The organism is Sphingomonas panacis (assembly GCF_001717955.1).
In the GTDB taxonomy this organism is placed as follows: domain Bacteria; phylum Pseudomonadota; class Alphaproteobacteria; order Sphingomonadales; family Sphingomonadaceae; genus Sphingomonas; species Sphingomonas panacis.
Genome location: NZ_CP014168.1, coordinates 1,082,499 through 1,105,337 on the forward strand (window position 1 = coordinate 1,082,499; position 22,839 = coordinate 1,105,337).

Annotated in this window: 20 protein-coding genes and 1 pseudogene; 7 read left to right on the top strand and 14 right to left on the bottom strand. The window is 68.0% G+C overall.

What is annotated here, in order from left to right; all coding sequences use genetic code 11:
• The first annotated feature begins 105 nt into the window (after positions 1-105).
• On the top strand, positions 106-768 hold the full coding sequence (gene pdeM / locus J0A91_RS04820) for a ligase-associated DNA damage response endonuclease PdeM (protein ID WP_069203955.1): 663 nt from the start codon (positions 106-108) through the stop codon (positions 766-768).
• Between the two features lie 106 nt (positions 769-874).
• Here the strand turns inward: pdeM and J0A91_RS04825 are convergent, their stop codons facing one another.
• Positions 875-1,489 (bottom strand): class I SAM-dependent methyltransferase, encoded by a 615-nt coding sequence (locus tag J0A91_RS04825; RefSeq protein WP_069203956.1) that lies wholly within the window; start codon positions 1,487-1,489, stop codon positions 875-877.
• Positions 1,490-1,575: 86 nt separating this feature from the next.
• Here J0A91_RS04825 and J0A91_RS04830 point away from each other — a divergent pair, with 86 nt between their 5' ends.
• On the top strand, positions 1,576-1,896 hold the full coding sequence (locus tag J0A91_RS04830; protein WP_069203957.1) for an antibiotic biosynthesis monooxygenase family protein: 321 nt from the start codon (positions 1,576-1,578) through the stop codon (positions 1,894-1,896).
• Positions 1,897-1,982: 86 nt separating this feature from the next.
• Here J0A91_RS04830 and J0A91_RS04835 read toward each other — a convergent pair whose 3' ends face one another.
• Positions 1,983-4,265 carry a CDC48 family AAA ATPase gene (locus tag J0A91_RS04835; protein ID WP_069207043.1) on the bottom strand — a complete coding sequence of 761 codons (2,283 nt, stop codon included), beginning with the start codon at positions 4,263-4,265 and terminating at the stop codon, positions 1,983-1,985.
• A gap of 303 nt (positions 4,266-4,568) precedes the next feature.
• Here J0A91_RS04835 and J0A91_RS04840 point away from each other — a divergent pair, with 303 nt between their 5' ends.
• The gene (locus tag J0A91_RS04840) at positions 4,569-5,459 is read left to right on the top strand and encodes a LysR substrate-binding domain-containing protein (RefSeq protein WP_069203958.1); all 891 of its coding nucleotides are present in this window, start codon (positions 4,569-4,571) and stop codon (positions 5,457-5,459) included.
• 125 nt (positions 5,460-5,584) lie between these two features.
• Here the strand turns inward: J0A91_RS04840 and J0A91_RS04845 are convergent, their stop codons facing one another.
• The gene (locus tag J0A91_RS04845; protein WP_069203959.1) at positions 5,585-6,043 is read right to left on the bottom strand and encodes a peptidylprolyl isomerase; all 459 of its coding nucleotides are present in this window, start codon (positions 6,041-6,043) and stop codon (positions 5,585-5,587) included.
• A gap of 143 nt (positions 6,044-6,186) precedes the next feature.
• Between J0A91_RS04845 and mgtE the strand changes: the two are divergent.
• Both mgtE and J0A91_RS04855 read left to right on the top strand, forming a co-directional pair.
• Positions 6,187-7,600, top strand: a pseudogene (gene mgtE, locus J0A91_RS04850) (magnesium transporter).
• 25 nt (positions 7,601-7,625) lie between these two features.
• The gene (locus J0A91_RS04855) at positions 7,626-8,027 is read left to right on the top strand and encodes a DUF1489 family protein (RefSeq protein ID WP_069203960.1); all 402 of its coding nucleotides are present in this window, start codon (positions 7,626-7,628) and stop codon (positions 8,025-8,027) included.
• Positions 8,028-8,140: 113 nt separating this feature from the next.
• On the opposite strand, the gene J0A91_RS04860 is transcribed toward J0A91_RS04855, so the two are convergent.
• The 6 genes from J0A91_RS04860 to J0A91_RS04885 all read right to left on the bottom strand — a co-directional run bounded on the left by J0A91_RS04860 (position 8,141) and on the right by J0A91_RS04885 (position 13,788).
• Positions 8,141-8,860, bottom strand: coding sequence for a head GIN domain-containing protein (locus J0A91_RS04860; RefSeq protein ID WP_240502208.1), 720 nt, complete (start codon positions 8,858-8,860; stop codon positions 8,141-8,143).
• A 141-nt stretch (positions 8,861-9,001) separates the two neighbouring features.
• Positions 9,002-9,724, bottom strand: a complete 723-nt coding sequence (locus tag J0A91_RS04865; RefSeq protein ID WP_069203962.1) for a head GIN domain-containing protein — start codon at positions 9,722-9,724, stop codon at positions 9,002-9,004.
• 111 nt (positions 9,725-9,835) lie between these two features.
• On the bottom strand, positions 9,836-10,369 hold the full coding sequence (locus J0A91_RS04870) for a CarD family transcriptional regulator (RefSeq protein ID WP_069203963.1): 534 nt from the start codon (positions 10,367-10,369) through the stop codon (positions 9,836-9,838).
• A 226-nt stretch (positions 10,370-10,595) separates the two neighbouring features.
• Complete coding sequence (fdxA, locus tag J0A91_RS04875; RefSeq protein ID WP_069203964.1) at positions 10,596-10,937, bottom strand: ferredoxin FdxA; 342 nt, start codon at positions 10,935-10,937, stop codon at positions 10,596-10,598.
• 54 nt (positions 10,938-10,991) lie between these two features.
• On the bottom strand, positions 10,992-11,273 hold the full coding sequence (locus J0A91_RS04880) for a S4 domain-containing protein (protein ID WP_069207045.1): 282 nt from the start codon (positions 11,271-11,273) through the stop codon (positions 10,992-10,994).
• 22 nt (positions 11,274-11,295) lie between these two features.
• On the bottom strand, positions 11,296-13,788 hold the full coding sequence (locus tag J0A91_RS04885) for a helicase-related protein (RefSeq protein WP_069207044.1): 2,493 nt from the start codon (positions 13,786-13,788) through the stop codon (positions 11,296-11,298).
• A 248-nt stretch (positions 13,789-14,036) separates the two neighbouring features.
• Between J0A91_RS04885 and J0A91_RS04890 the strand changes: the two genes are divergently transcribed.
• Both J0A91_RS04890 and J0A91_RS04895 read left to right on the top strand, forming a co-directional pair.
• A complete protein-coding gene (locus J0A91_RS04890) occupies positions 14,037-15,515 on the top strand; it encodes a M23 family metallopeptidase (protein ID WP_069203965.1) in 1,479 nt (492 codons plus the stop codon).
• 217 nt (positions 15,516-15,732) lie between these two features.
• Positions 15,733-16,845, top strand: coding sequence for a hypothetical protein (locus J0A91_RS04895; protein ID WP_069203966.1), 1,113 nt, complete (start codon positions 15,733-15,735; stop codon positions 16,843-16,845).
• 15 nt (positions 16,846-16,860) lie between these two features.
• Here J0A91_RS04895 and J0A91_RS04900 read toward each other — a convergent pair whose 3' ends face one another.
• From J0A91_RS04900 to J0A91_RS04920, 5 genes are all read right to left on the bottom strand, one after another.
• Complete coding sequence (locus J0A91_RS04900) at positions 16,861-18,504, bottom strand: ATP-binding protein (protein ID WP_069203967.1); 1,644 nt, start codon at positions 18,502-18,504, stop codon at positions 16,861-16,863.
• Between the two features lie 94 nt (positions 18,505-18,598).
• Positions 18,599-19,348, bottom strand: coding sequence for a TIGR02186 family protein (locus J0A91_RS04905; protein ID WP_069203968.1), 750 nt, complete (start codon positions 19,346-19,348; stop codon positions 18,599-18,601).
• An 11-nt stretch (positions 19,349-19,359) separates the two neighbouring features.
• The gene (locus J0A91_RS04910) at positions 19,360-20,274 is read right to left on the bottom strand and encodes a sulfite exporter TauE/SafE family protein (RefSeq protein WP_069203969.1); all 915 of its coding nucleotides are present in this window, start codon (positions 20,272-20,274) and stop codon (positions 19,360-19,362) included.
• Between the two features lie 104 nt (positions 20,275-20,378).
• Positions 20,379-21,413: a hypothetical protein gene (locus tag J0A91_RS04915; protein WP_240502209.1), complete on the bottom strand. Its 1,035-nt coding sequence runs from the start codon at positions 21,411-21,413 to the stop codon at positions 20,379-20,381.
• Complete coding sequence (locus tag J0A91_RS04920; protein WP_240502210.1) at positions 21,410-22,825, bottom strand: glycosyl transferase family protein; 1,416 nt, start codon at positions 22,823-22,825, stop codon at positions 21,410-21,412. Before J0A91_RS04920 ends, J0A91_RS04915 begins: the two co-directional genes overlap by 4 nt.
• Between the last annotated feature and the right edge of the window lie 14 nt (positions 22,826-22,839).

The following is a 22,839-nucleotide window of genomic DNA, read 5'->3' on the forward strand; positions in this document are numbered from 1 at the left end:
GCGCGGCTGTACGCGCGCTGAACGGGCGTGCAAAGGGGTTTGTTGCGCCGCCACATCGCCCCGGCGGGGCTTGATTGCGCCGCCGCTTTGGCCGCATAGCGGCGTATGGTTCGCTTTTCGTTCGCAAATTTCGAGCTGGTCGCGCTCGCGCAAGGCGCGCTGTTCTGGCCGGCGCGGGCGGCGCTGATCGTCGCCGATCTGCACTTCGAAAAAGCGAGCTGGTTCGCGATGCGCGGGCAGATGCTCCCGCCCTATGATTCGCTGGCGACGCTGGCGGACCTGACCGCGCTGGCGACCGCGACCGGTGCGGCGGAAATCTGGTGCCTCGGCGACAGCTTCCACGACAGCGCCGGGTGCGAGCGCCTGCCGGACGCGGCACAGGACATGCTGCGCGCGCTGGCGGCCACGCGCCGGTGGACGTGGATCACCGGCAACCACGATTCCCGGCTGATCGATCGCTGCGGCGGCGAGGTCGTCGAGGAAGCGGTGGTCGATGGGCTGGTGCTGCGCCACGAGGCGGTGGCGGGCGAGACGCGCGCCGAACTCTCCGGCCATTACCACCCCAAGCTGCGGCTGCGCGTGCGCGGCCAGAGCATCTCGCGCCGCTGCTTCGTCGCGACGCCGACCAAGCTGATCCTGCCGGCGTTCGGGTCGCTCACCGGCGGACTCGACGCCGGCCATCCCGAAATCGTTCGTGCGGTTGGCCTGGGCGCCGAAGCGCTGGTGCCGGTCGAGAACCGGCTGCTGCGGTTTCCGATCGCGGCGTAACGCCCCATGCTCCGTTCGTGCTGAGCCTGTCGAAGCACGTGCCGCAGGGGCGGCGCTTTTGGCACGCACTTCGACAAGCTCAGTGCGAACGGCGGGGGTTGGAAAGTCAGTCCTTCCACGCCCAGAACAGGTGCGCGGGGGGCACGTTCCACCATTCGAAGCCGTGGTCGATCCGCTTGAAATCGGGCGCGAGGAAATCGCGCACGCGCGCACGGAACTGGTAGACGAGGAACGCGCCGCCGGGGCGAAGCACCTCATGAGTCGCGCTGGCGATCGATTCGCCGACGCCCGCCGGCAGCGTCGAGAAGGGCAGGCCCGACAATACGTAATCGGCCGACTCGAAGCCGTGTTCGGCGATGATCGCCTGGACGTCCGCGGCCGAACCGAGATGCGCGATGAAGCGCGAATCGCGGATCTCGTCGCGCAGATGGTCGATGAAATCGGGGTTGGTGTCGATCGCGATCAGAGTCGCGTCGGGGGCGAGCCGGTCGAGGATCGGCTGGCAGAAGGTGCCGACGCCGGGGCCGTATTCGACGAACAGCTTGGTCTTGGCCCAATCCACCCGCGACAGCATCTGCCGGATCAGCCGCTGCGAGGAGGGAACGACCGAACCCACCATCACCGGATGCTTGAGGAATCCGCGCAGGAACAGCGCCTGCTGCGATGGCCGGCGCGCCGGCGCTGGCGATCGATCACCGGTTGTCGAGAGGGTCAACGGCATATCCTGTTCTGGTTGTCACATTCGCGTAACCAACACGTCGGCAAATCGGTTGCAAGCCCATTGCGTACGGCGCATCGCCCGGCCGCATGGATCAGGATCGCACCGGGCAAACACTCGTCATCTTCCTGTCGGCGCGCATCGCCACCGACGACCTTGGCTATGCCGCGGCGGCGGCGGAGATGGCGGAACTCGTCGCGCGGCAACCCGGCTATCGCGGCGTCGAGAGCACGCGTGGGTCCGACGGGTTCGGCATCACCGTCAGCTTCTGGGCCGACGCGGCGAGCGCGCTGGCGTGGCGTGCGCACCCGCGCCACTCCGAAATTCGCGAGCTTGGGCGGGGGCGGTGGTATGAATCCTATGAGGTGATCGTGGCTGAGGCGACGCGTGGCTATCGCTGGTCGAAATGACCGTCGCCCCGGCGAAGGCCGGGGCCGTCATGGGGCGGGCGCAATGCCAGCCACACAGCGGCCCCGGCCCGCGCCGGCGCGACGCGCTATTTTTCGCGGGGCACCAACTGTCCCGGCGAGACGAAGCCGATCGGCTGGAGCGAGGATGCATCCTGTTTCAGCCTTGCCCCGATCTGCTCATACTCGCGTTCCAGTTCGGGCGTGACCGACGCGCGCGACTCCTTGAGCGCTTCGTCGAAATGCGCCTGAGTCACCTTACCGATCGAAAGCGACTGGCGTAGCGCGACCAGGCCGGCGCGGCGCACCAGATCACCGAGGTCGGCGCCGGTGAAACGGTCGGTCCGGCCTGCGAGATCGGCGAGATCGACGTCGTCCGCGAGCGGCATCTTCGCGCTCTGGATGCGCAGGATCCGTTCGCGGCCCTCGCGGTCGGGCACGCCGACGTAGATCAGCTCGTCGAACCGGCCCGGCCGCAGCAGCGCGGGATCGATCAGATTGGGCCGGTTGGTGGCGCCGATCACGACGACTGCCTGCAATTCCTCCAGCCCGTCCATCTCGGCGAGGATGGTGTTGACCACCCGCTCGGTCACTTGCGGCTCGCCCATGCCGCCGCCGCGCGCCGGCACCAGCGAATCGAGTTCGTCGATGAAGATCACGCACGGCGCGACCTGGCGGGCGCGCGCGAACAATTTGGCGATCTGCTGCTCGCTCTCGCCATACCATTTGCTGAGCAGGTCGCTCGACTTGGTGGCGATGAAATTCGCCTCCGCCTCGCGCGCGACCGCCTTGGCGAGCAGGGTCTTGCCGGTGCCGGGCGGGCCGTAGAGCAGGAAGCCCTTGGCCGGGCGAATGCCGATGCGGCGGAACGCGTCGGGATCTTTGAGCGGCAGCTCGACGCCTTCCTTCAAGCGCATCTGCGCATCGTCGAGACCGCCGACATCCTCCCAGCGCACTCGTGGCGCCTCGACCATCACTTCGCGCATCGCGCTCGGCTGGACCCGCTTCAAAGCACCGAGGAAATCCTCGCGGGTGACCGCCAGCGTATCGAGCACGTCGGGCGGGATCGTGCCTTCGGCGAGGTTGAGCCGTGGCATGATTCGCCGCACCGCCTCGATCGCAGCCTCACGCGCCAGCGCGGCGAGATCGGCGCCGACGAAGCCGTAGGTGGTCCGCGCCAGCTCGGCGAGATCGACCTTGTCGCCGAGCGGCATGCCGCGCGTGTGGATACCGAGAATCTCGCGCCGGCCGCGCTCGTCGGGCACGCCGACGATGATCTCGCGGTCGAACCGACCCGGCCGGCGGAGCGCCTCATCGATCGCCTCGGGGCGGTTGGTCGCGGCGATCACCACGACGTTGGCGCGCGCCTCCAGCCCGTCCATCAGCGTGAGGAGCTGCGCGACCAGCCGCTTCTCGGCCTCGCCAGAGACCTGCCCGCGTTTGGGCGCGATCGAATCGATCTCGTCGATGAACACGATCGAGGGCGCGTTCTTGGCTGCTTCCTCGAACACGTCGCGCAGCCGCTTTTCCGATTCGCCATAGGCCGAGCCCATGATCTCGGGGCCGTTGATGAGGAAGAACTCGGCTGCGCTCTCGTTGGCGACGGCGCGCGCCAGCCGGGTCTTGCCGGTGCCGGGCGGCCCGTGCAGCAACACGCCCTTGGGCGGATCGACGCCCAGACGCTGGAACAATTCGGGATAGCGCAGCGGCAGTTCGACCATTTCGCGCAGCTGGTCGATCGTCGGACCCATGCCACCGATATCGTCATAGGTGACGTCGGCGCGGCGCGCTTCCTTGGGTTCCTCATATTCGGGGCGAAGTTCAATTTCCGTATTCTCGTCCACATGGACGACGCCTTTCGGAGTCGTGCTGATGACGGCGAGGCGGATTTCCTGGAGCGCATAGGCGGGCGAACGCAGGAATTGCTGGACGCCCGGCGGCATGTTCTCGACGCGCTGCTGCCCTGCGGTGGCGACGACATCGCCCTGAGTCAGTGGGCGGCCAAGAAAGGTGCGCTGGAGCGCGGCCGACGAGCCTTGCAGGCGCAGATTCTGTTGTGCAGGTGCGAAGACGACTCGGGTCGCCGGCTTGGATTCGACCTTGCGGATCTCGACGAAGTCCCCCGAGCCGACGCCGGCATTGGCGCGCTGGAGCCCGTCGATGCGGAGAATCTCGAGTCCCTCGTCCTCGGGATAAGGCGCGACCGCGCGCGCCGGGGTGATCGATTTTCCCTCGATCGCGATCACATCGCCCTCGGAGAGGCCGAGCGCCGCCATCATCGCGCGCGGCAGATGCGCAAGGCCGCGCCCGCTGTCCTCGGGCCGCGCATTGGCGACCTGCACTTTCTTTCCTGGTGCTTCGCTGTCCGCCATCATCCGCTCCTGTCGCAGGACCAAGCGCAGGAGATAGGGTGACGGTTCCGCTTATGCGAGGGGTTGTGCGACCTGACGGATTGACGACAAAAAAAGGCCAGCCCCGAAGGGCTGGCCGTGAAAGTTTTAGGAGAGGATGCCTGAAAGGCACCCCCTATGTGCAGCGCAGCACGATCTTGTGCAAGTGCGAAGAGATTGTGTTGGCGTGCAGAAATTGCAATCGCGACTCGCTTTTTGCACGATGAGGGTGGTAGATTCGATTCGAAGCAATTATGTTGCGCTGCACAAGGAACCCGGAGTTCGATGCGCAGACTGCCCCCTTTGACCGCGATCGAGGCGTTTGTTCAGGTCGCGCGGCTCGGCTCGATCAAGGCCGCGTCGCAGGAACTCGCGTTATCCGCACCCGCGCTCAGCCGCCGCGTGCAGGCGCTCGAACGCTTTATCGGCAAGCCGCTGTTCGAACGGCGGCATCAGGCGGTGGTGCTCAACGCCGACGGTGAACGCCTGCTCCAGCAGATCGCGCCCGCGCTCGACAGTCTCTCCGACGCGGTCGAAATCATGACCAGCGGCACCGAAATGCTGCGGCTGCGGCTCGGCATCATGCCGCTGTTCGCCTCGCAGCGGCTGTTCCCCAAACTCGCCGAGCTGCGCCAGAAACATCCCGAACTTCACCTCGACATCGATACCGCCGGGCACGGCTTCGCCCGGCTCGGCGAGGGACTCGACGCGGTGATTGCGCTGGCGCGCGAGATGGACCCCGCGCTGTACGGCAAGCGGCTCGACCGCAACTCGATCTATGTGATCGGCGCCCGGGCGATGCTCGAAGGCCCCAAGCCGATCACCAAACCCGAGCAGCTCGCCGGACTGACCGCGCTCGTCCACAAGGACATGCCCGACCTGTTCACCGAATTCCGCGCCGCCGCCGGACTCGAGAACACCCCGCCGCTCGCGATCGACCATTTCGATTCGGGGCCGCTGATGCTGGAGGCGGCCGCGCAGGGGCTTGGCGTCGCGTTCATGCACGAAAGCCATTTCGAGGATGCGCGCGATCCCCGGCTGGTGCGGCTGTTCGATATCGAGATCGAGAGCCCGTATAGTTATTGGTTCGCCTGCCGCCCGCGCGCGATGCTGCAGCGGCCGGTGAAGCTGTTTCACGACTGGCTGGTTACGGCGATCGCCGATCCCAGCGTTTAGGGCGGGAGGAAAGTCCTCTCCCCGCTTGCGGGGAGAGGATTTAGGAGAGGGGCAGTCCGAAGCGGTGCGCTGCTGGACTGCCCCTCTCCCCGGCCCTCTCCCCGCTTGCGGGGAGAGGGAGAAGATTACGCCGCGACGGCCTTGACGATCTTGCCCGGCGTGCGGGGCGGCTCGCCCTTGGGGAGCGCGTCGACATGTTCCATGCCCGAGGTCACTTCGCCCCAGACGGTGTACTGGCCGTCGAGGAAGCGGGCATCGTCGAAGCAGATGAAGAACTGGCTGTTCGCGCTGTTCGGATCGTTGGTGCGCGCCATCGACGCGACGCCGCGTACGTGCGGCTCCTTCGAGAATTCGGCCGGCAGGTTCGGCTTGTCCGAGCCGCCGGTGCCGTTGTGGTTCTTGCCGTCACCGCCCTGCGCCATGAAGCCGGGAATGACGCGGTGGAACGGCACGCCGTTGTAATAGCCTTCGTTGGCCAGCTCGGCGATGCGCGCGACGTGCTTGGGCGCGAGATCGGGGCGGAGCTTGATGACGACGTCGCCGGTTTCGAGCGTGAGCGTCAGCGTTTCGGGGGTATCGGCCATCCTGCTATCCTTCTGTACAATGTGCCCCCGCCACTAGCCGCGACCGAAGCGCCATGCAAACCGTGGCGGGCGTTGGCTTTCCGGGAATGCGGCGCTAGGGCTGGCCGCGATCCGGTTGCCGAGCATGGCCCAGGAGGCAGATCATGAGCGAAACCGAACTGCCCCCGCAGGACGACGGCACCGAGGCCGATGTCGCCCAGCTCGACGAGGATGACCGGCTCAAGCCCGAATTCGTCCGCGCCGTGCTCGATGCGGTGTATGCGGGCGATGCCGAAGGCGCGCGTGCGCTGGTCGAGCCGCTCCACCCCGCCGACATCGCCGATCTGTTCGAGCTGACCCCGCACGAGGATCGTGCCGATCTCGCCAAGGCGATCACCGACCTGCTCGACGCCGACGTGTTCGCCGAGATGAACGATTACGTCCGCGAGGATCTGATCGACGCACTCGAGCCGCACGAGATCGCCGACATCGCCGCCGAACTCGATACCGACGATGCGGTCGCGATCATCGAGGACATGGATGTCGAGGACCAGCGCGAGGTGCTTCGCGCGCTCGACCCAGACGATCGCGCCGCGATCGAGGAGGCGCTGAGCTATCCCGAGGAATCCGCCGGCCGCCTGATGCAGCGCGAGCTGATCGCGGTGCCCGAACATTGGAGCGTCGGCGACACGCTCGATTACCTGCGGCTGCACGAGGAACTGACCACCGACTTCTGGGAAATCTATGTGGTCGATCCCGCCCACAAGCCGGTCGGCACGTGCAAGCTCTCGTGGATTCTCCGCACCCCGCGCAACATCGCGATCAGCGACGTGATGCAGCGTGAGCAGACGCTGATCCCGGTCGACATGGACCAGGAAGAGGTCGCGCTGCGCTTCCAGAAATACGCGTTGATCTCGGCGGCGGTGGTCGATCTCAACGGGCGGCTGGTCGGCATGATCACCGTCGATGACGTCGTCCACATCATCCAGCAGGAGGCCGGCGAGGACATCCTGCGGCTGTCGGGCGCGGGCGAAGGCGACATCAACGAGCCGATCCTGCTGACGGTGCGCACGCGAATCACCTGGCTGGTCGTCAACCTCGGCACCGCGATCCTCGCGGCGTCGGTGGTCGGGCTGTTCCAGGGCGAGATCGGGCGGTTCGCGCTGCTCGCGGTGCTGATGCCGATCGTCTCGGGGATGGGCGGCAATGCCGGCACGCAGACGCTGGCGGTGGTGGTGCGCGCGCTCGCCACCAACCAGCTCACCGAATCGAACACGATCCGCATGATCCTGCGCGAGTTCCGCATCGCCGCCGCCAACGGCGCGATGCTCGGCGTGCTGATCGGGTGTGGTACGTTGCTGATCTTCGGCAATCCGGGGCTCGCGCTGGTGATCGCGCTGGCGATGGTCATCAACAACCTGGTCGCGGGGCTGGCCGGCGTGCTGGTGCCGGTGACGCTCGACCGGCTCGATGTCGATCCCGCCGTATCCTCGGCGGTGTTCGTGACGACGATGACCGATGTGATGGGGTTTTTTCTCATTTCTCGGGCTCGCGACCTTGTGGGGCCTTGGCAGCTAGGGCGGCCGTGGCCAGATGGGGTGGGATGGCATTGCATCTCACGAAAGTCGCGTTCGGCGCGACCAGTTACGAGCATCTCGAAGGCCGGCTGCGCGAGCGCGCCGAGGCCGGGCCGCTGTTCCTGACGACGCGCTATCTGCCCAAGCGCCACGAGGAGATCACCGGCGAAGGGTCTTTGTTCTGGATCCTGAAGCACATGCTGGTCGCGCGCTCACCGATTCTCGGCTTTGGCGAGGCCGAGGGCGGGCGGGTTGCGATCCTGCTCGGGCCGCTGGTGCGAGTCCAGCCGCGCCCGAAGCGTGCGCATCAGGGCTGGCGCTATCTGGAGGCGGGCGACGCACCGGCCGATTTCGGCGAGGGCGATTATGACGCCGAGGCGATGCCGGCGGCGCTGACCGCGAAGCTGAGCGCGCTCGCGCTGATCTGACCACGCTGTATCCGATAATCCGTTCGTGCTGAGCTTGTCGAAGCACGTGCCCCAGGCGCCGTCTTACCGGGCACCTGCTTCGACAAGCTCAGCACGAACGGGAAAATACGAACCTATTGCGCCGGCGCGCGCTCGATCCTGCCGCAACTCACTGGCCCACCCGCGACCGCGTTCACCGTGCAGGCGGGCTTGCCGTAGACGGTCACCGTGCCGAGTCCGCTGGTGGTGACGGCGGCGGTGTAGCGTGCCTGTGCGTCGATCGCGCCATTGCCGTCGAGCCGGACGGTGAGATCGTCCGCGACCAGCGATGCGGCGGCGATGCTGGCGGTGCCGCTCGTCGTCAGCCGCGCCTTGGCGGCGCGGCCGCCGAGCGTGATCGTGCCCGAGCCGAGCACCGTCGCGAAAAGCTGGTCGGCGTCGATCGACGGCGCGGCGAGCGTGCCGCTGCCGGTCAGCGACAGGTCTAGCCGCTGGCCGCGAAACGGCCCGCCGACCGAAACTTGCGCCGCGCCGACCGTGACGATGCTGCGGATCGCCTGAGTCGACACACGCACCACCGGCGCAGACGGCCGACCCATGCCGCCCTGCTCGCCCCAGCCATTCAGGCCCGCACGTACGATCAGCGTGCCACCGTCGACACGCACGTCAAGATCGCTGATCGCGCGGGCATCGCCTTCGGCGCTGCCGCCCGGCGACCCGCCGAGCGTGACGATGACGCGGAACGGGCCGTCGATCCGCACCCGATCGAAACTGCCGATCGCGAAGCTGCGCTGCTCGGCGGCGGCGGGTACGGCGAGACAGAGCAGCGGCAGGGCGGCGAGGAGGTGTTTCACAGCGACGGCATCGCTTGCTTTGCAACGCGGTGCAAGCATCCCATGCCCGTTCGCACCGCCTGTCGGCGTGCGTGTCACGAGCGCACCGTTTGGGGCACGTGCTTCGACAGGCTCAGCCCGAACGGGGACAGGTTGGGCGAGCTACTTGCCGCAGCGAACCTCGCCGGTGCCGGCGTTGGTCGTCGTGCAATGCGCGGCCGCGCCGAGATCGACATCGCCCGTTCCCGTCACCGATACCTGCGCAGGGCCGTCCACCGTCGCGTGGACATCGCCGGTGCCCGCGACCGACACGCTCGCGCGCGCCGCTTTCAATTCGGGCGCATCGACGTCGCCCGATCCGCTCAGGTCGATCTTGAGCTGGTGCGCGCGACCCTTGGCGGTCAGCGTGCCAGTGCCCGACAGCGACAGATCGGCGGATTCGACGCTGAGCGCGCCGATCGCGATGTCGCCCGATCCCTTGCTGTCGACACGGAAGCGCTCGCCCTCGACTCGGTCGATCGCGAGGTCGCCGGTGCCGCTGAGCTCGGCTGTCGTGATGCGCGGCATCGTCACGAAGATCTTCACGTGCGCCGTCCGGCCCCATTGGAACGCGAATGAGTCCTTGCGGCCGATGCGAAGCACGTCGCCGTCGCGGACGATGCGGAGCGTGTCGAGCTCGGCGGCCGGCCCTTCGGCGCGCACCGAGAAGCCGCTGCCGACGCGGACATCGACGTCATCCGATGCGCGCAGCGCGACGCCGGTGAAGTCGGCCACCTGGTAGATGCGCGCGGTGCCGCCACTGGTCGCGGCGACGCCGGGGTCGCGATCCTCGGCGGGCGAGCAGGCGACCAACGCCAGCATTGCGATGAGAGACGCAGACCGCATTCAATCCTCCTTGTGTATTGCCTTTATAATACACAGTCGCGCCGAACACAACGAAAAAGGGGCGACCGTCGCCGGCCGCCCCTTTTTGGAACCCTGGAAAAGGTGCCGCGATCAGGCGGGAACCTTGTCCTTGTTGTGGATCGCCGCGGCCTTGCGGAGGATCTCGAGGATCTTCTCCTGCGCGGTCGGCTCGTCGACCTGCTCCATCGCGGCGAGTTCGCGCGCGAGCCGGCTCGTCGCCGCTTCGAAGATCTGGCGTTCGGAATAGCTCTGCTCGGGCTGGTCGTCGGCCCGGAACAGATCACGCACCACTTCGGCGATCGAGACGAGATCGCCCGAATTGATCTTCGCTTCATATTCCTGCGCGCGGCGCGACCACATGGTGCGCTTGACGCGCGGCTTGCCGGTCAGCGTTTCGAGGGCTTCGCGCAGCGTCTTGTCGCTGGAGAGCTTGCGCATGCCGACGCTTTCGGCCTTGTTGGTCGGTACGCGGAGCGTCATACGCTCCTTTTCGAAGCGGAGCACATAGAGTTCGAGTTGCATCCCGGCGATTTCCTGCCGTTGCAGCTCGATGACACGGCCGACGCCGTGCTTGGGGTAAACGACATAATCGCCGACGTCGAAGGACAGCGCCTTGGCAGCCATTCCGTTAGCCTTTCTGTAGGACCGGTGTTCCCGTGCGACAGCACCGCGCGCAAAGGGCTGCGAGGGTGCAAGCGGGTGTGGGTGTGTGAACGTCTCCAGCGGGAGAACGCGCAACCGCGCCTCCGTCTCCGATCGTATAACACACCAGCAATAAAATTACCAGCCCGCCGTCATGGACGCGCGGGGGCCGCCGTAGCGGGTCGATCCTACAGGGTGGCGGGCGCGATCAGTCGCCGGCACCCGGTTCGGGCGAGAAGTATTTGTCATACTTGCCGGTTTCGCCCTTCATCGCATCGGCATCGGCCGGCGTCTGGTTGAGCTTGCGGGTGACGTTGGGCCATTGCGCCGAGAACGTCGTGTTGAGTTCCAGCCACTGTTCGAGATTGCTCTCGGTATCGGGCAGGATCGCTTCGGCGGGGCATTCGGGCTCGCACACGCCGCAATCGATGCACTCGCTCGGGTTGATGACGAGCATGTTCTCGCCTTCATAGAAGCAGTCGACCGGACACACTTCTACGCAGTCCATATACTTGCAGCGAATGCAGGCATCGGTGACGACGTAGGTCATTAAGCTCACTCCGGGACGACAATCGCGCCCTGCTATGCGCGGGGACAAGCCCCGTCAATCACCGGGGGCAAGATGAGAACCGTTCTCAAGCAAATCGCTGTAGCAGGCGCGGCCCTCGGCGGGTGGCCCGCGCCGCGCCGGCAGCGCCTCGACGCGGATCGCGCGCACGCGGCCCGCCGGAGTCGCGAAGGCGATCACCACGCCGATCCGGACCGGCGCGGCGGCACGGTCGACTGGGCGGCCATCGAGGCGGAGACGGCCGGCGGTGGCGAGCGCCTGGGCGATCGCCCGCGTCTTGACGATCCGGGCATGCCAGAGGAACACGTCGAGCCGCATCGAGCCTTCAGCCCCGGTCTTTTCAGCCAAGCCGCGCTCCCAATTCGGCGAGCGCCGCGAAGGCGTTGTCGCGTGGCGGCGCGGTCTGCACGGCGCGGGTCAGCCCGCGCCATGCCCAGCGCGGCTGGCCATCCTCGGGGCGTGCGGCACGGAATCCCAGCGCCGCCATCAGCCGTGCGAGCGTGTCCGGCGTCATCCCGATCGAGGTGGCGAGCGCGGGATCGGGCGCGAACGGACGGTGGCCGTCGCGCGCATCATGCACCGCGCGCGCGATCCGCTCGGCGAGATCGACTCGCACCGCCTGGCTGCCGAGCGGGCGATAGCCGTGCTGGAGGTGCGCGCCGGCGGCCTGACGCGGCAAGACCGTCGGGCCGGCGGGTGGCGCTGCGGACACGGCCACGCCGCGCGCGGCGAGCAGCATCCGCCGCCAGCGCGCCGGCTCGGGCTTGAGCAGGCGCGGATCGAACAGGTCGAGCGCGCCGATCGTCACGCCGGCCGCGCGCAACCGCTTGCGCGCTGCCGAATCGAGCGCATCGACCGCGTGGCCGATGCTCATCCGCGTTGCGATCCCGCCCGCATCGACCAGCCCTGCCGCGACCGCACGCAGCGGCGGTGACGCCTGCGCATCGCGCAGCACCGCGTCGAGCGTGCCGAGCGCGGGCAGCCGCCGCGCGACCTGTGCGGCGATCCAGCGTTCGAGCCGCTCGCGCACTGCCGCCTGCACCGGGCGGTCGAGGCAATCGAGCGCGCGATCGAGCAATACGCGCGGCCGCGCCAGCGACGGTCCCGGCCCGAGCCGCGCGACCTCATGCCCCGCCCAATGAACCGCGGGCGCGTCGTCGGCGAGCGTGAAATCGGCATCGGGCGCGTCGATCAGCGCCTGCGCCCGCCGACCGCGCTCGCTCCCCAGTCGGCGCTCGGCGGCGGCGAGCAGCAGCCGTTTGTCAGCGAGCCGCGCATCGGGGGCGACGGTGAAGCGGAAGCCGGTCAGCGTGCCGATCGGATGATCCTCGACGCTGACCTCACCCTGTGGCCCGACGGTAACGGGCAGAGCGCGCGGATCGGCGCCGATCTGGCGCATCAGCAGCGTGGTGCGCTTGTCGACGAAGCGTTGCGTCAGACTGAGGTGGAGCGCGTCGGACAGCCGTTCCTCGACCGCGCCGGCGCGCGCACTCCAATGCGCCGGGTCGGCGAGCCAGTCGGCGCGGTTGGCGATATAGGCCCAGCTCCGCGCCGCCGCGATCCGCCCGGCGAGCGTCTCGACATCGCCCGCGACGTTATCGAGCCGCGCGATCTCGTTAGCGAACCATTCGTGCGGCACGTAGCCCAGCCCCTCGCTCAGATAGCCGAACACCCGGCCGACGAAGCGCGCATGCGGATCGACGCCGAGCTTGCGGAAATCGGGCAGGCCGCACGCCGCCCACAGCCGCGCGACCATCTTTTGACCGCGTACCCGGTCGCGCACCCAATCCTCGCCCGCCAGCCGCTTGAGCACGGCCAGATCGGTCGCTTCCGGCGCGGCGCGCAGCACGCGCGCTTCGGGGCGCAGTTCGAGGCTGGCAATCAGCGCGTTGATGCTCGACAGATCGGGCACGCCCTCGCGCCAATAGAGATGCTCGAGCGGCGCGAAGCGATGCTCCTCGATCGCCAGCACCTCTTCGGGGCCGAACGCGCTCGGCCCATCATCGACGAGCGCGCCGAACGTGCCATCGCGCTGGTGGCGCCCGGCGCGGCCGGCGATCTGCGCCATTTCGGCCACCGTCAACCGGCGCTGGCGATGCCCGTCGAACTTATGGAGCGAGGCGAAGGCGACATGGCTGACATCCATGTTGAGCCCCATGCCGATCGCGTCGGTCGCGACGAGATAATCGACCTCGCCCGCCTGGAACATCGCGACCTGCGCGTTGCGCGTGCGCGGGCTAAGCGCGCCCATCACCACCGCCGCACCACCGCGCAGCCGCCGCAGCATCTCGGCGACGGCGTAGACCTCCTCGGCCGAGAAGGCGACGATCGCCGAACGTTTGGGGAGCCGGCTGATCTTCCGCACGCCAGCGTAGCTCAACGTCGAGAAGCGCGGTCGGGTGATGATCTCGGCATCCCTGACCAGCGCCTTGACCATCGGCCTGAGCGATTCCGAGCCGAGCAGCATCGTCTCTTCACGCCCGCGTGCGCGTAAAATGCGATCGGTGAAGACGTGGCCGCGCTCGGGATCGGCGCCCAGTTGCGCCTCGTCTAGCGCGACGAAGGCGACCTCGCGTTCGAGCGGCATGCTCTCGGCTGTGCAGAGGAACCAGCGCGCGTCCTTGGGGACGATCTTTTCTTCGCCGGTGATGAGCGCGACCTGGTTGGCGCCCTTGATCTTGACGACGCGGTCATAGACCTCGCGCGCGAGGAGGCGCAGCGGGAAGCCGATCATCCCGCTCGAATGCGCGCACATCCGCTCGACCGCGAGATGCGTCTTGCCGGTGTTGGTCGGCCCCAGAACGGCGGTGACCCGGTGGTCGGCGCGTGACATGACCCGGATAACATCGGCTGCCGCGCCGGGATGCGCAACCACCAGATTGCCAACAACCGGCTATTTTCGCTCAGCAATGCCAACGATATCCGGTGCCTGCGCTTCTTGCCCGACTCGGCGAACGCCTCACCGCACCGACGTGTATCGCGCCGCCGGGTTAAATTGACTTTCATCTTTTCACGCCACACAAAATCGGGCCTCACGCCGGGGGTCGATGTGCTGGGCGGCGTCATGGGGGGCGGTCAGCCGTGTTTTTGCGTAGCGATTCCGGATTCGAACAGGCTGGTGGCACGGCCACCGTGTCGTTCGGCCGGACGCTGTCGCCGCTTCCCGCCCCGACCGCATTCGACCGTTTCCGCGCTGGCCTCGCCAAAGTCGATTGGGTGCCCGATCTCGGCGCGCGGATCGGCTCGGCGGAATGGTGGCGCGGTGCGTTGACCTGCACCGCATTATGCGCGAGCGCGGTGGCATTGGCGCCGCGCCTTCATCCGATCGCCGGCACCGTCGCGCCGCCGCTCGCCGGCGCGCAATGGGACGAAGCGCGCGCGCAGTCGATCGCGCCGCTCGCCTACGGCGCCAACACCGGCCACCGCATGGCCGCCAATGATTTCGTCGCGCCACTCACCCAGACGCCCGAACGGCCAAGCATCGACCTGTCGGCGAGCTACGGCGCTGGCGACAGTTTCGCGGCGGTGCTGCGCCGCGCCGGCGTGTCCGAACGTGATTCCGACGCGGCGATGCGGCTCGTCACCGGCGCTACCGCACTCGACGATCTCAAGCCCGGCACGCAGATCGATCTGACGCTCGGCCGCCGTGCCGACAAGACCGTGGCACGCCCGCTCGACCAACTCTCGTTCCGCGCGCGCTTCGACTTGCAACTGTCGCTGAAGCGCGTCGGTGGCGCGCTTGCCCTCACCCGGCAGGTGATCGCGGTCGATCATACGCCGTTGCGCATCCAGGGGCTGGTCGGATCGAGCCTGTACCGTTCGGCGCGGGCAGCGGGTGCACCAGCCAAAGCGGTCGAATCCTATATCCGCGCGATCGCCAGCCGGCTCTCGGTCGGCCACGACGTGCGGTCTGCCGACCGTTTCGACCTGATCGTCGAGCAGGCGCGCGCCGCCACCGGCGAAGTGCAGCTCGGCGGGCTGTTGTTCGCCGGGCTGGCGCGCGGCGGCGGCAAGCCGCTCCAGCTCGTCAAATGGGGCGATGGCGAGCGCGCGCAATGGTTCGAATCTTCCGGCCAGACCGAGCAGCGCGGCGCGATGGGGATGCCCGTCTCCGGGCACATCACCTCGACCTTCGGCTTACGCATGCATCCGATCCTCGGTATCCTCAGGATGCATAAAGGCATGGACATCGGCGCGCCGTGGGGATCGCCGATCCACGCCGCGACCGATGGTGTGATCCAGTTCGCCGGCCGCACCGGCGGCTATGGCAATTTCGTCAAACTCGCCGGACCGGGCGGAATCGCCACCGGCTATGGCCATATGAGCCGGATCGCGGTGCGTACCGGCACGCGCGTGTCGCGCGGGCAAGTGATCGGCTATGTCGGATCGACCGGGCTTTCGACCGGGCCGCATCTGCACTGGGAGGTTTGGCGCAACGGCGTGTCGGTCAACCCGCGCACGATCTCGCTGTCGAGCGTGGTGCAGCTTTCGGGCGAAGCGCTGCGCGCGTTCAGGGCGCGGGTGGGGTCCTTGCTGTCGGTGAAGCCGGGCGGGCGGTGAGATTGAGCGGCGCGTCCGCTAGAGGATAGCAGAATCCGGCAACGTACCGTGACGCGTGACACTGACGATCGCCCCGGAGCGGTTGGATTATCACTGCAACAATATTGCGCGCGGATAGATAAAGCATCAGTCTGCGGGCATGGCGCCGACACTCACACATTTGCTCACCTTTGCTCTGGCCGGTGTGGCAGTTCCGCTGTCTTGCACAGTCGCTCAAATGCCGGCTCCGCCGAAGGTGTCGGAAGATGCGGTCCCACACGAAATAGTCGTCACTGCGGAACCGCTCAGTAAGCTGCAGCGCGAACTCGACACGTGTCTGGCGCGCCACTGTGCGCCCAAGGAAGATATCGACCGCTCGCTCGCCTATGCCGAGGGCCAGTTCGTCGCCGGCGACTATTACGGCAGCCGCCAGACCCTGCTGGCGGCGCGCAGGCGCAACGCGCGCTTTGCTGCCGAGCTTCCGGTCGAGGTGTCCTCGCTTCACCGCGCAAACGCTCGGCTGGCCGGGCTAAACGGCGCGTCCGATCAGGAGCGAATAGACACGTTCGACATGGTTGGCGCGCTCAAGGCGGGTCTTGACCGGCGGGACGCCAAGGTCATGCTCGCGCGGATGGAGGTCGGCGATCTGGAGGCGCGCCAAGGTCGCCCTGACAATGCGCTCGACACATATCACAGGATCGCCGCACAGGCGCATCGCGCCAATCTGCCGGCGGTGGAAGCCTTCGCGCTGTTCCGCAAGGCGGCGCTGCTCTCGGCGGTGGCGCAGTCGAACGCATCGTACCGGTCGAGCGCCCGCGAGGCGATCGCCGAGGTAGAGCGATCGACCGATCCGGCCTTCGCGCCGTTCCGCAACGGCGCGCGCCTGATCGCGCTGCGCATGCTGCCGGCGAAGAAGCAGGCTGCGGCGGCCGGCGCGATCCTCGCGACGATCGAACCAGTCGATACCGTTCGGCCGCTGCTCGCTTATGCGCCGCCGATCGAAACCGATTCGATGACCGTGACCAGCGACGGAAGCGACAATTCGGAATGGGCCGATGTCGCCTATACCATCACCTCCGACGGGCTTGTGAGCGACGTGCACCCGGTCCGCACGTCGGCGCGGCTGAACGACCGATGGCTCGCGATTGCGCTCAAGGCGCTGAGGGAGCGGCGCTACGTGCCAGTCAAAACCAAGACTATGATCGGTTTCCCACGCGTCGTTCGCTTGTCCTTCGTCAACGACATGGTCAACACGAAGGGCACGCGTATCGTCGTGCGATCGGGCCAGACGCGCGTCCTGGAGATCGACATGACCGTATACCCGAACGAGAAGGCGGGCAGTATCTACTGATCGGCACGGTATGCGCTATCGCCCCTGCGCGCGCCAGCGTTTGATCGTGCGCGCGATGATCGCGTCCTCGTCGCCGGTTTCGGTCCACAGGCTGGAGAACAATGGATCGTCCGACGCCGGGCGCTTCGCTTCTTCCAGATCGTCGAACGCAACGCGGATCGGGATCGCGACGCCCTCGCCGCTGATGATGCACTCGCGGTTGCGAAGCGCCGGGATCGAATCGAGGAAGCCGCGCGCGCCTTCGGGCATCGCGGCGCGCACGAACGCCTGGTCGCGATCGTTGTTGAGCCGCATCGCGATGATCGTGCCGCATTGCGACAGCACGCCTTCCGCCAGATCGGACGGGCGCTGCGTGATGAGGCCGAGCGACACGCCGTATTTGCGGCCTTCCTTGGCGATGCGGCTGAGGATGCGGCCGACCGAGGACGCATCGGCGTTGCGTTCATTGGGGATGTAGCGGTGCGCCTCCTCGCAGACGAGCAGGATCGGGCGCTGCGGCTCGTTCCTGGACCAGATCGCGAAGTCGAACACCATCCGGCTCAGCATCGCCACCACCACCGCGGTGATTTCGGACGGCACGCCCGACACGTCGATGATCGAGATCGGCTTGCCGCCGCCGGGCAGGCGGAAGATGCGCTCGATGAACCCCGCCATCGTATCCGCCACCAATAGCCCCGAGAACATGAAGCCGTAGCGCGGATCGGCCTTGATCTCTTCGATCTTGGTTTTCAGCCGCATGTACGGCGCGGTGTCTCCGGCGCGGTCGAGCTTGCCCATCTCAAGCTGGATGAACGCGATGAGGTCGCCGAGCAGATAGGGGATCGGCGCATCGACGGTGAGCTTGGCGATTTCCTGCCCCAGCCGGCTTTTGCCCCGCGCGAGCAGCAGGCATTTGGCGAGGATGTCGGCATCCATCTGCCGTGATGAGCCGGTTGCGGTGAGGAACACCTCGCAATGTTCGGCGAAGTTCATCAGCCAATAGGGCATTTGCAAGTTCGACACGTCGAAGATCGCGCCGTTGGCGGTGAACGCGGCGGCATATTCGCCGTGCGGATCGATCATCAGGATATGGCCTTGCGGCGCGAGATCGCAGATTCGGTGCAGGATTAGCGCGGCGCTGGTCGACTTGCCGGTGCCGGTGCTGCCGAGCAGCGCGAAATGCTTGCCGAGCAGCGCATCGACATACAGCGCCGCGCGGACGTCGCGGGTCGGATGGACCGTGCCGATCTCGATATGCGCGCGGTCCTCGGTCGCGTAGATCTCGCGCAGGTCGGCAGTGGCGAGCGGATAGACGTGACAACCCGGCATCGGATAGCGCGTGACGCCGCGGCGGAAGCGGGCGAGCACGCCGGTCTCGGGTGTCTCATCGCCTTCGCCGAGGAAATCGACCAGAGCGGTGATCCGCTCGCCGTCGTCAGTGAGCTTGAGCGAGCGCACATTGGCGACCAGCCAGATGCCGCCGACGCGCAGCTTGACCTGGCTGCCGACCGAGCCGGCGGCGGCGATGATCGGATCGTCATGCCCGCCGAGCGCGGCGAGCCGTTCGGGATCGAACACGATCTGGCCGCGCGATCCGGCGATCTCGATGACCATGCCGATCGGATCGCGCAGGCGTGCGGCGGGAGTGGCGAAGGCGTCGCCGCCCGGCATTTCGGTCATTCGCGGGTCGTCCCAAATCAGGATGACGTGCTTAACGGCTGAGTCGTAAAGATTGCGTTCGGCCCTCGACGTCGCTTGGGACGAACGGCTGGCGCTAAAACCGGCGCGCGATCAGTCCCGCGCCCCAGCCGAACGCGACCGACAGCGCGACCGCGACCAGCCCGTAGAGTATGGCGTTGCGCTCCGCCGAGCGCGCGACGAAGCGTTCGAAGCCCGATTTGCGGATCTCGATGTCGCGGGTCGCCACCGCGAGGACGTGGCCGTCGCGGACCAGGAAGGTCTCGGCGGTAAAGCGCCCGACCGGAACGCGCGCGGGGATCGTCACCACCGCGCGGTACAGCACGCCATCGGTGATCTCGACCGCGCCGGGCGCCTCGACATACAGGCCGGCGCGGCGCTTGAGATCGACGAGGCCACGCGCGAACCGGTCCTGCCGGTCGTCGAGCGCACTGGTGGCGGGCGAGAGTTGCAGGCTGTCGAGCCCGAGTTCGTAGATCGCGCGGGTGCGCTCATCGAGCAATGTCGCGATCGGCCGCGACGAGGCGATCGCGTAGAAGCTCGGCGCCGAGCGATAGCGCAGCCGCGCGGCATTGACCCAGATCAGCCCGCCGAGTTTCTCCTTCTCGCGCACCAGGATCGATTGCGTCGGCCCCTTCACCACCACGACGATGTCGGTCGGCTTGTCGTCGTCGGGCAGGCGCCCGCCGGGATAGAGGATCGCGCCGAACAGCAGCAGATCGGCACCGGTGAAGCTGTAGACGATCTCGACATTGCGCTGCGACACGTCGGGGACGAGCACCGGCTTGCTCTCCGCCGCGACCAGCAACGGCGCGAGAACCACCATCCACCACGCTTTCACGACGCTTCGACCGAATAGATTTCGGCGGGCCGCCAGCCCAGCCCGATCGCGATCCATACCGCGAGCGCCAGCACGATGATCGCCAGCGCCAGCCGCAGATATTCGGGCTTGGCCTTCGCGGCGAAGCGCGCGCCGACCTGCGCGCCGGCGACCGAGCCGAGCAGCAGCAGCGCCGCCAGCACGATATCGACCGCCTTGGTGGTGGTGGCATGGACCATCGTCGCCATCGCGGTGACGAACAAGGTCTGGAACAGCGAGGTGCCGACCACCACCTGAGTCGTCATGCCGAGCAGGTACAGCATCGCCGGCACGAGGATGAAGCCACCGCCGACGCCGAGCAGGATCGTCAGGATGCCGACGAAGAACCCCAGCAGAAGCGGCGCGAGCGGCGAGATGTACAGCCCCGAGCGATAGAAGCGCGTGCGGAACGGCAGCGCCGCGACGAGCGGGTGGTGCCGGCGCTTGCGCGCGCGCGGCGCCGCCGCGCCATGCGCGACGCGAATCGCGCCGATCGCCTCGCGCCCCATCATCGACCCGATGAAGCCGAGCAGCAGCACATAGATGATCGCGATCACCGTATCGATCTGCCCGGTCGCCTGAAGCAGCCGGAAGACCTGCCCGCCGGCGAGACTGCCGAGCAGCCCGCCCGCGACCAGCACCCCGCCCATCTTGGTATCGACCCCGTCGCGGCGGAAATGCGCGAACACCCCCGACACGCTCGCCCCCGTCACCTGGCTCGCGGCAGAGGCGGCGGCGACGGTCGGCGGAATGCCGTAGACGATCAGCAGCGGCGTCGTCAGGAACCCGCCGCCGACACCCAACATGCCCGACAACAGCCCGACGCCGCCGCCGAGCAGCACGATCACCAGCGCGTTGACCGACAGATTGGCGATGGGCAGGTAGATGTCCATTGCCCCAAGGCGATAGCCGGTTGCGGGCGCGAGGCAAAGCGCGGGTGGCGCTTCGGGTGAAAAAGGCGGGGAAGCGCTTCCCCCTTCCCGTTCGGTCGACGCGCCTAGAAATCCGCGCCCAGCGTCAGCGCCACCCCCGAACCCGGGCGCGCGCCGCCGGCGACCCGTTCGCGCCAATCGAGCGAAACGCGCAGGCGTTGGTTGGCGATCGGCAGCGTCGCGGTGATCGACGGGCCGACATCGAGCCGCTCGGCGCCGCGCTGCGCGCCACCCCACAGGCCGGCGCCGACATCGATCGAGATCGGGCCGAGTGCGCCGATCGGGTGCGAGAGGTGCGCCGCGCCATCGACGAAGCCTTCGGTGCGGTCGCGGTGGATCGCGCCGGCCTGTGCGTAGCTTTCGAGGCGGAAGCCACCGCCGATGGGGAGCGGGCCAAAGCCGCCGACGAGTTCGACGGCAGGGCCGCCCTTGCCGCCATCGATGGCGATGCGCTGCTCGGCGACGATCCGCACCGGCAACCGCGTCGGCTGCCATTCGAGGCCGATCGCCGCCTCGCGCAGCCCCGATCCGAGCGGGCTGGTGACGCGCGCCATCACGGCGAGGCGGTGCCTGCGATCGAGCAGATACGCCAGCCGCAACCCCGCCTGCGCGCCGCCGAGTTGCCCGCCGAGCGGCGCGCTGGTGACGCCGCCGCCGCCGCGCGCGACCAGCCAGAAGCTGCCCGAGAGCCGGGACGGTTCGGTCGTGCCGGCCGTCGCAGCGGCCGGCACGGAACGCGGCAGGCCAGCGATGGGCGGCGGTGGCGCTTGCGGACGGTCGCGCTCGCCGACCGGCACGGCGAATGGCGGCGGCTGAATCGATCGCACCGCACCGCCGCCATGCGCCGAAGCGGCGGGCGCAGCGCGCCACGCCGCCGTGAGCCGAACCGGCTCGCCCGGCGGCGGAGCCGGACGCGCCATGGCCGGAGCCGCCGTTGCGGCTGCCGGCGCCCGCGCCACCGCAACCGCGCCGCGCGCCAGATCGGGCACCGGATCAGGCACCCCCTGGGCATGCGGCCACAGCATGACCGTGCGTAAGCCGATCCAGCCCGCGACCAACACGCCGATAAAGCGCAACGGCCGGCCCTGCCCGGCGATCACGGCTCGATCGCCGCATCATCCGGGAAGACGTGCGCGGTCTTGTCCCAGCGCACGTCCGCGCCGCGCAGCATCGCGGCGTAACGCCACACGGCGCGGCGCACCGCGAGCAGCGCGATCAGATTGGCGACCAGCATGCGTGGCAGCGACCACAGCCCTTCGCGCCAGCCGTAGTCGCGCGTCGTGAATGCTACGCGCGCGACGAGCCGCCACAGCAACATCGCGGCATTCACCCGCAGCAACACAGCGGTCGCGGTGCCGACACGCGGGATCGGCGTGGCCGCCAGCCAGTGCGCGAGGTTGGACGCGCCCCAGCCGAGCAGCGCGACATAAGCGACGGCCAACACCAGCATCGCCAGCGGCGCGCGGCGATCGCGCATCCGCATCCAATGTTCGGACCAATGGCGCGCGCGCGCCCAGCCGAGCCGGTCCCACCCGGCGAACGCGATGCCGATCATCCAGCGCGCCTTTTGCCGCACCGCCGTCTCGAGCGTCGCGGGAAAATAGGCGCGCACTGCGACCAGCGGCGTGCCGGCGCCTTCGCGGATGCGCGCGACCACGCCCGTGGCACCGCGCTGGCTGAGCATGAGGCCGAGTTCGTAATCCTCGGTCAGACTGCCACCGTCGAACGGGTTGCCGCCGCGCGCAGCGGCGACCGCCGCGAGCGAATCCCGCGCTATCGCGCAGCCGACTCCGGCGAGCGGCAGGCCAGCACCGAGCGCCTGCCGCACGACGAGGTTCTTGGTGTGCGCTTCGGAGAATTCGTCGGCATAATGGCCCGAGACGAGCCGCGCGCGGCGGTCGATCAGCGGCAAGACCGGCAATTGCACGACCGCGTAGCGATCCAGCAGCGCATCGTAGATCCGCAGTTCGTGGCGATCGACGACGTCCTCGGCATCGTGCAGCACGATCGCATCCGCGCGCCATCCGCCCGCCGCGTCGCGCTGCAACGCGTGCCACAGCGTGTTGAGGCAATCGGCCTTGGTGGTCGGCCCGGCGACGCCACCGATCACCAGCCGAACGCGCGCGGCCTGGCCGGCTATGGCCGCGACCGCATCGATCGTCGCGCGGTCATTGGGATAGGCGCCGACGTAGACGCGGTAGTCGGCCGCACCGAACCGCGCCAGCGTGGTGCGCAGCATCGCGCCGATCACCGCCGCCTCGTCCCAGGCGGGCACGAACACCGCGAAACGGCGCGGCGTGGGACGGGCCGGATATTCCGCGAGCGTCCCGTCGCCGTTGCCGATACTGGCCGGACTCAATCGCCGCCGCGCCCACACTGTCAGGAACACGAGGTCAACCGCGAGATCGTCGATTCCGCCGATCAGAAAACCCACGGCCGCGAACAGCATGGTTTCGCGCGCAGCCGCGTCGAGCGCGGCAAGGACGATCCCCCCAACCTCCAAACGCCTCACCCCCGAATCAGCGT

Coding starts and splice junctions, on each gene's coding strand:
- J0A91_RS04825 (WP_069203956.1), bottom strand. CDS start 1,489: ATGCCGTTGACCCTCTCGACAACCGGTGATCGATCGCCAGCGCCGGCG.
- J0A91_RS04900 (WP_069203967.1), bottom strand. CDS start 18,504: ATGACCGAAATGCCGGGCGGCGACGCCTTCGCCACTCCCGCCGCACGC.
- J0A91_RS04910 (WP_069203969.1), bottom strand. CDS start 20,274: ATGGACATCTACCTGCCCATCGCCAATCTGTCGGTCAACGCGCTGGTG.
- J0A91_RS04845 (WP_069203959.1), bottom strand. CDS start 6,043: ATGGCCGATACCCCCGAAACGCTGACGCTCACGCTCGAAACCGGCGAC.
- pdeM (WP_069203955.1), top strand. CDS start 106: ATGGTTCGCTTTTCGTTCGCAAATTTCGAGCTGGTCGCGCTCGCGCAA.
- J0A91_RS04830 (WP_069203957.1), top strand. CDS start 1,576: ATGGATCAGGATCGCACCGGGCAAACACTCGTCATCTTCCTGTCGGCG.
- J0A91_RS04855 (WP_069203960.1), top strand. CDS start 7,626: ATGGCATTGCATCTCACGAAAGTCGCGTTCGGCGCGACCAGTTACGAG.
- J0A91_RS04835 (WP_069207043.1), bottom strand. CDS start 4,265: ATGGCGGACAGCGAAGCACCAGGAAAGAAAGTGCAGGTCGCCAATGCG.
- J0A91_RS04870 (WP_069203963.1), bottom strand. CDS start 10,369: ATGGCTGCCAAGGCGCTGTCCTTCGACGTCGGCGATTATGTCGTTTAC.
- J0A91_RS04840 (WP_069203958.1), top strand. CDS start 4,569: ATGCGCAGACTGCCCCCTTTGACCGCGATCGAGGCGTTTGTTCAGGTC.
- J0A91_RS04905 (WP_069203968.1), bottom strand. CDS start 19,348: ATGGTGGTTCTCGCGCCGTTGCTGGTCGCGGCGGAGAGCAAGCCGGTG.
- J0A91_RS04880 (WP_069207045.1), bottom strand. CDS start 11,273: ATGCGGCTCGACGTGTTCCTCTGGCATGCCCGGATCGTCAAGACGCGG.
- J0A91_RS04895 (WP_069203966.1), top strand. CDS start 15,733: ATGCCGGCTCCGCCGAAGGTGTCGGAAGATGCGGTCCCACACGAAATA.
- J0A91_RS04885 (WP_069207044.1), bottom strand. CDS start 13,788: ATGTCACGCGCCGACCACCGGGTCACCGCCGTTCTGGGGCCGACCAAC.
- fdxA (WP_069203964.1), bottom strand. CDS start 10,937: ATGACCTACGTCGTCACCGATGCCTGCATTCGCTGCAAGTATATGGAC.
- J0A91_RS04865 (WP_069203962.1), bottom strand. CDS start 9,724: ATGCGGTCTGCGTCTCTCATCGCAATGCTGGCGTTGGTCGCCTGCTCG.